3 protein-coding genes and 3 pseudogenes are annotated in these 6528 nt (G+C 78.3%); 1 reads left to right on the forward strand and 5 read right to left on the reverse strand.

Going from position 1 to position 6528, the window contains the following annotated elements:
- Positions 1 to 130: 130 nt before the first annotated feature.
- From AB0O29_RS33585 to AB0O29_RS33600, 4 genes and pseudogenes are all read right to left on the reverse strand, one after another.
- A pseudogene (locus AB0O29_RS33585) lies at positions 131 to 1336 on the reverse strand (amidase family protein); the annotation flags it as partial.
- A gap of 19 nt (positions 1337 to 1355) precedes the next feature.
- Positions 1356 to 2378, reverse strand: a pseudogene (locus AB0O29_RS33590) (MBL fold metallo-hydrolase); the annotation flags it as partial.
- Between the two features lie 138 nt (positions 2379 to 2516).
- Positions 2517 to 3776, reverse strand: a complete 1260-nt coding sequence (locus AB0O29_RS33595) for an aminotransferase class I/II-fold pyridoxal phosphate-dependent enzyme (protein ID WP_365159532.1) — start codon at positions 3774 to 3776, stop codon at positions 2517 to 2519.
- A gap of 152 nt (positions 3777 to 3928) precedes the next feature.
- Entirely contained in the window at positions 3929 to 4501 is a 573-nt protein-coding gene (locus AB0O29_RS33600; protein ID WP_365159526.1) for a TIGR03086 family metal-binding protein, read from the reverse strand.
- A gap of 181 nt (positions 4502 to 4682) precedes the next feature.
- Here AB0O29_RS33600 and AB0O29_RS33605 point away from each other — a divergent pair, with 181 nt between their 5' ends.
- Positions 4683 to 5504 (forward strand): methyltransferase domain-containing protein, encoded by an 822-nt coding sequence (locus tag AB0O29_RS33605; RefSeq protein ID WP_365159529.1) that lies wholly within the window; start codon positions 4683 to 4685, stop codon positions 5502 to 5504.
- A 176-nt stretch (positions 5505 to 5680) separates the two neighbouring features.
- On the opposite strand, the pseudogene AB0O29_RS33610 reads toward AB0O29_RS33605, so the two are convergent.
- Positions 5681 to 6445: pseudogene (locus AB0O29_RS33610) on the reverse strand (DUF5107 domain-containing protein); the annotation flags it as partial.
- Positions 6446 to 6528 lie beyond the last annotated feature (83 nt).

Here is a 6528-nt window from a genome sequence, read left to right on the forward strand (position 1 = left end):
CGTACCTCTACTACCAGCACCTGAACGACAACCTGAACGTCATCGACACCGGCGGCGCGGGCGGCGGCTTCAAGAAGGACCAGCCGATCAACGTCAACGCCCCCGCCAGCCCCACCCCGTCCAGCGCCCCGACCCCCCGCGGCCGGTGCGCGAGCGTCGGGGTGAGCAGCAGGTCCGCCCCGGCGAAGACCCGCTCGGCCCGTACCGCGAGGCGCTCCCCCGCGCGCACCGCCCGTTCCACGGCGGCCTCCGGGGCCAGCCGGGCGAGCCGCAGGGTCTGCCGGGTGCGGCGTTCCAGGAGCTCCGGCCGCTCCACGGTCGCGGCCTCCGCCCGGACGCCGCCGCAGAACTGGGGCAGGAACGCCGCCGTGGCGTCGGGGTAGCGCGGGGACACCTCCCGTACGTCGTGGCCGAGTTCGCCCAGCACCTGGGCCGTCCGCCGCAGGGCTGCCACGTGCTCGGGGTGGGGGCGCACCCCGGGCACCGCCGGCCTGGCCGACCAGGCGATGCGGAGCCGGCCGGGCGCGGTGGACGCCGCGCGGACGAAGCCGGTGGCGGCGGGGCGGGCCGCCCAGCGGTCGGTGTCCGAGGGCCCGCTGAGGACGTCGTAGAGCAGGGCGCTGTCGAGCACCGTGCGGGTGAGCGGGCCGATGGTGCCGAGGGCGTACCAGAGGTGGGGCTGGGGGGCGGTGGGGACGCGGCCGCGCTGCGGTTTGAGGCCGAAGAGGCCGCAGCAGGCGGCGGGGATGCGGATCGACCCGCCGCCGTCGCCGCCGAGCGCGGCGCCGACGAGGCCCGCCGCGACGGCCGCGGCGCTGCCGCCGCTGGATCCGCCGGTGGTGCGGGAGGTGTCCCAGGGGTTGCGGGCGCTGCCGTGGGCGGCGGACTCGGTGAACGGCCACTGCCCGAACTCCGGCATCACGGTCTTGCCGACGACGACCGCGCCGGCCGCCCGGAGCCGGCGCACGGCCTCGCCGTCACGGGCGGCCGGGGTGTGGTTGGCGGCGCCGCCGAAGCCCGTGACCTCCCCGGCCACGTCCAGTTCGTCCTTGACCGCGACGGGCACGCCCAGGAGGGGCAGGTCCGCGCCCGCCGCCCGGGCGGCGTCGCGGGCGTCGGCCTCGGCGAGGACCTCGTCGCGGGCGCGCACCACCCGGAAGGCGCCCAGGTGCCGGTCCAGCGCCTCGATCCGGCGCAGTGAGGCCTCGGCGAGCCCGCGCGCGGTGACCTTCCCCGCCCGTACCAGCTCCGCCTGCCGGGCCGCGCCCAGGAACAGCAGTTCACCGTCGTCCACGTGCGTACGCGCCTTCCTCCACGGGGTGTTCCGTGGTGGCACGGTATGCCAGCCGGGTGATCTACGACAGGGGCATGTCAGCCGCGAGCCGGTCCGGCGCCCCGGAGCCGGACCCGGTGTCCGCGCCGAGGGCGCGGGAGGCGCCGACGGGCAGGTCCCAGAGGTCCTCGCGGGGCAGCCCCGCGCGGGCCCAGGCGGCCCGGACCCGGTGCAGGGGTTCCATGACCGGTTCGGCGGAGAGTACGAAGGCGCCCCAGTGCATGGGGGCCATCCGGCGGGCCCCGAGGTCGAGGCAGGCCCGTACGGCCTCCTCCGGGTCGGCGTGCACGTCGCGCAGCCACCAGCGCGGGGCGTAGGCGCCGACGGGCAGGAGCGCGAGGCCGATGCCGGGGTGGCGGCGGCCGATCTCGCCGAACCAGTGCCCGTAGCCGGTGTCGCCCGCGAAGTACACCGTGTTCCCGCCGCCGCCGGCGAGGTCGGTGAGCACCCAGCCGCCCCAGAGGGTGCGGCAGGTGTCCAGGAGGGAGCGCCGGGACCAGTGGTGGGCGGGGACGAAGTCGAAGCGTACGCCGCCCAGTTCGGCGGACTCCCACCAGTCGAGCTCGGTCACCCGGCCAAAGCCCCGGCGGCGGCACCAGCGGGCGAGGCCGGCGGGTACGAAGAGGGCGGTGTCCCGGGGGAGCCGGGCGAGGGTAGGGGCGTCGAGGTGGTCGTAGTGGTTGTGGCTGATCACCACCGCGTCCACGGGCGGGAGTTCCTCCCAGCGCACCCCGGGCGGGGTCATCCGGGCCGGGGTGCCGAGGATCCGCCGGGACCACACGGGGTCGGTCAGCACCGTCAGCCCGCCGGTGCGCACCACCCAGGAGGCGTGTCCGGCCCAGGTCACGCAGACCTCGCCGGGCGCCACGGGAGGCAGCGGCGCGGGCCGGTAGGGCAGGTCGGGGATCCCCCGCAGCCCCTCGGGCCCGGGCCGCAGGGCCCCCTCCCGCGCCAGCCGCGCGAGGGCCCGCACCCCGGGCAGCGGCACGGTCAGCCGGTCCCGGAAGGACCGCGGCCACACCCGCGCCTCCCCGAGGGGCCGGGGGGCGGGGGCCGAGGCCGCGGACCCGGCGGCCGGGGCCGGGGGTCTGGGCGGGTGGCCGTGGGACGGAGGGGCGGGGGCGGGCGGCGGCGGGGGGTGGGGCTGGTCCCTCATCTGGCGGTCTCCGTTCGTGGGCCGGCGTCAGTCGGCCAGTCCGGCCAGTACCGAGCCGAGGAGGTCGAGCGCGGCCCGGACGTGCGGCAGGGCCAGGGGGTCGCGGGCGCCGAGCGCGGCGAGCCGCTCCCCGGGGGTCGCGCCCAGCAGGGGGCCGGTCGACAGCCGGACGCGCAGCGCGCCCAGTTCGTCCGCGAACCGCTGCCCGCCGGGCGTCGGCGAGCCCAGCCGGCCGCCGAGCCAGTCCTCCAGCTCCATCGCGTCGCCCACCCCGTGCCGGGCCAGGCCCGCGCGGAGCGGGGTAAGGTCCGCGTACAGGTGGCGCCCGGCCTGCGGCGGCCGGGCCAGCGCCCCGACGGCCAGCAGCTCCCGGTGTGCGGCCGCCGCCACCGCGCCGTGCAGGGCGGCGGCCGCGTAGGCCCGTCCGGCGACGGCGTCCGGCTCGTCGAGGGCGTGCGCGGCGGCCACCGCGACGGGGCCCGCCACCAGCGCGCCGGTGGCGGTGAGGATGTCGAGGGTGCGGGCGCGCAGCCAGGTGCCGCGCGGGGTGGCGGGGAAGCGGGCCACGGCGGCGGGCCAGCCGCCCGGCAGCTGGGCGCCGGACAGGTCCACCAGCACGGCGGCGGTGTCGGGCAGCATCTCGGCGGGGCTCAGCACCAGCGTGTCGTGCGGCCGGTGGACGGTGTCGCGCCAGCTCTCGTCGCTGACGACGAACAGTCCCGCCCCCTCGGCCGCCTCGCAGGCCTCGCGGAGCATCTCGGGCGGCGGCACGGTGGCGGTCGGGTCGTCGGCCACCGACAGCAGCAGCACCCGCGGGTCGCCGCCCTCGGCGCGGACCCTGCGGACGGTCTCCAGCAGGGCGTACGGGTCCGGGACGCCGCCGCACTCGGCCGGGGTGGGCACGTGGTAGGCCCGCCGTCCCAGCAGCCGGACCTGCGGGGTCCACCAGGCGGGACAGGGCCGGGGCAGCAGCACGTCGCCCCCGTACGCGCCGAGCAGCGCGAGCAGCAGGGCCGGCGCCCCGGGCCCGGCGGCGACGTTCTCCGGCTCGGTGGCGAGCCCGCGCCGCGCCCAGTAGCGGCAGGCGGCCCGGCGTACGCCCGCCCCGCCGCCCGGGGGCTCGGGGGCGGCCCGGCCGGCCGCCCCGGCGAGCACGGCCTCCAGCTCCGGGAGGACCGGCAGTCCCGGTTCGGGGGCGGGGGGACCGTACCTGACCGGCCCCCGCCCCTCCGGCGCCAGGCGCCACACCCCGGGCCCGGCGGGCCCTTCCGTCGTCCCCTCGGCCATCCCCGCCACGTGCCCGCCTTCCGCTGCCCGCTGCCGCTGCCCTCCGCCGGCCACCCGGCGGCCGGTGCCTGCGCCGCGCGGCTGCCGCCGATCGACCTGCCCTTTATACGATTATTTCTGGCGGCATGCCCGCTTTCCGCCCCGCCGAACCCTCACCCGCGCCGCCCCACCAGGGCCAGCAGCCTGGTCTGCGCGTCCGCCCCGTCCGGCACCTCCAGCGGCGCGTCGTACATCCCGCTCGCGGCGAGCCCGTCGGCGTACGGCATGACCTCCCGCAGCGAGAACTCGACCAGGCCCTCCGGCAGCCGGTCGTCCGCGCCGACGGCCCGCGAGAGGTCCCAGGCGTGGACCACGCAGTCGGCGGTCAGCTCCGCGCAGTACGCCGCCGCGCCCGTGGGCCCGTACGACAGCCGCACCGTCCGCTCCAGCGCCCCGGGCGCACCGAAGGCGGCCCGGGCGGCGGCCGCGGCCCGCTCCCACGCCCCCGCCGGGTCCCGGCCGAGCAGGTCCCCGGAAAGCCCGTCCCCGACCTCCTCCACCGTCCGCCCCTCGGTGAGCAGCGGCGGCACCCAGAGCTGCTCGCCGGTCACGTGGTTGACCAGGTCCCGCACGGTCCACTCGGTGCACGGGGTCGGCGCGCCCCACTGTCCGTCCTCGACGGCCCGCACCCGCTCGCCGAAGAGCCGCAGGGCCGCGGCGTGCTGTTCGGGCAGCGTCCCCGGCATCGTCCTCACCGTCCTCGGCGATCCCCTGCGGCCCACTGTCCTCGCCCCCGGACGGGCCTGCCACCGACCCTGCCAACCCCCTTGGGAGACAAGGCGGGCGTCCACATGTCAAAACGCATATCTCAGATGACGGTCGGATCCCCTACGGTGATCACAGCACTTCGACGAGGAGGAGACCGCCATGAACGACGCCCACGAGACGGCCGTCTACACGCACGGCCACCACGAGTCGGTCCTGCGCTCGCACCGCTGGCGCACCGCCGCCAACTCGGCCGCCTACCTGATCGGGGAGCTGCGGCCGGGCATGCGGGTCCTGGACGTGGGCTGCGGGCCGGGCACCATCACCGCGGACCTGGCGGAGCGGGTGGCCCCGGGCGGCCGGGTCACCGCCGTCGACGCGTCGCGGGACGTACTGGACCAGGCGGCCGCCCACGCGGCCGAGCGGGGGCTGGAGGGGGCCGTGGACTTCGCGGTGGCCGACGTCCACGCGCTGGAGTTCGAGGACGACGCCTTCGACGTGGTCCACGCCCACCAGGTGCTGCAGCACGTGGGCGACCCGGTGCGGGCCCTGCGGGAGATGCGGCGGGTGTGCCGGCCGGGCGGGATCGTGGCCGTCCGCGACGCCGACTACGCGGCGATGACCTGGTACCCGGCGACGCCGGGGCTGGAGGACTGGCTGGAGCTGTACCGCCGGGTGGCCCGCGCCAACGGCGGCGAGCCGGACGCCGGGCGGCGGCTGCTGTCCTGGGCCCGCGCGGCCGGGTTCACGGACGTCCGGGCGTCGGCGACCTCCTGGTGCTACGCCACGGCGGAGGAGGTGGCCTGGTGGTCCGGCCTGTGGGCGGACCGGACCACGGCCTCCTCGTACGCGGAGGCGGCCGTCGGCGGGAAGCACGCGACGGAGGGCGAACTGGCCGGGATCGCCGCCGCGTGGCGGGAGTGGGGGGCCGCGCCCGACGCGTGGTTCTCCGTGCTGAACGGGGAGCTGCTGTGCCGGGCCTGACGCGGTAGCCGCTGCGCGGGGCGGAGTTCCCCTACCCTCCCCCCGGACTCCGTCCGGGGGGACCCCCTCTTCGCCCGGGGGGACCCCCTCTTCGCCCGTTCCCCGGGGCTCCGCCCCAGACCCCGCGCCTCGAACGCCGGCGGGGCTACGGACAGCCCGCGCAGCGGGACCCGCGACTACTCCGGCGGCCGCATGCGGAAGTCGTACGACGGTGGGAGCGGCGCCGCCGAGACGGTCTCCCACACCTCCGACAGCGTCTCCTCCCCCTCCCGCAGGTCCGCCGGCTCGAAGCCGTCCTCGAACACCCGGCGGGCCGCCCCCACGTGCCCCTCCGCCGCGAGCAGCCGCGCGGCGAGCAGCCGGAACCGGCCCTGCTCCCGCAGCGCGGGCCGCAGCCGGTCCCAGACCGCCCGCGCCCCGGCGGGCCGGCCCGCCGCCAGCAGGGCCGTCATCGCCTCCCGGCCCAGCGCGGACTCCGCCGCCGTCCACGCCTCACCGCCCCGGCTCTCCGCCGCCAGGTCCTCGAACGCCTCCGCGTACCGGTCCGCCGCCCGCTCCGGGTCCCCGGCCAGCGCGTCCGCCACCGCCAGGCAGCGCAGCAGCGGCCAGCGCGACGGGGCCAGCGGCAGCCCGCGCTCCCAGCTGCGCACGGCCTGGGCGGTGTCCCCCGCGTGCCACTGGGCCACGCCCAGGTGGTACTCGGTCAGCGGGTCCGCCGGGGCGGTCTCCAGCATGTCCCGCCAGTGCGCGGCGACCAGGCTGGGCCCCGGCGGGACGACCCGGCGGGGCACCGGGTGGACGCCGGTCCTCCACAGCGCCACCCAGGGTTCCTGGGCCTCCTCCAGCGTGGCCTGCGGGAACGGGGTGCCGGGCAGTTCGAAGCCGCCGCGCAGCACCTCCAGCGCGCCCCAGCCCGAGCCCCGCGCCAGCCACTCCCCCGGCCCGAGGAGCGGATCGGCCAGACGGTCTACCTGTCGGCCACCCCCGGGAACTACGAGCTCTCCCGAGGCGACGGCTTCGTCGA

The sequence above is a fragment of the Streptomyces sp. NPDC089915 genome (genome assembly GCF_040684675.1).
Taxonomy (GTDB): Bacteria; Actinomycetota; Actinomycetes; order Streptomycetales; family Streptomycetaceae; genus Streptomyces.

Excerpts from the sequence above, each read along its gene's own strand:
- AB0O29_RS33595 (WP_365159532.1), bottom strand. The coding sequence starts at position 3,776 with ATGGCCGAGGGGACGACGGAAGGGCCCGCCGGGCCCGGGGTGTGGCGC.
- AB0O29_RS33600 (WP_365159526.1), bottom strand. The coding sequence starts at position 4,501 with ATGCCGGGGACGCTGCCCGAACAGCACGCCGCGGCCCTGCGGCTCTTC.
- AB0O29_RS33605 (WP_365159529.1), top strand. The coding sequence starts at position 4,683 with ATGAACGACGCCCACGAGACGGCCGTCTACACGCACGGCCACCACGAG.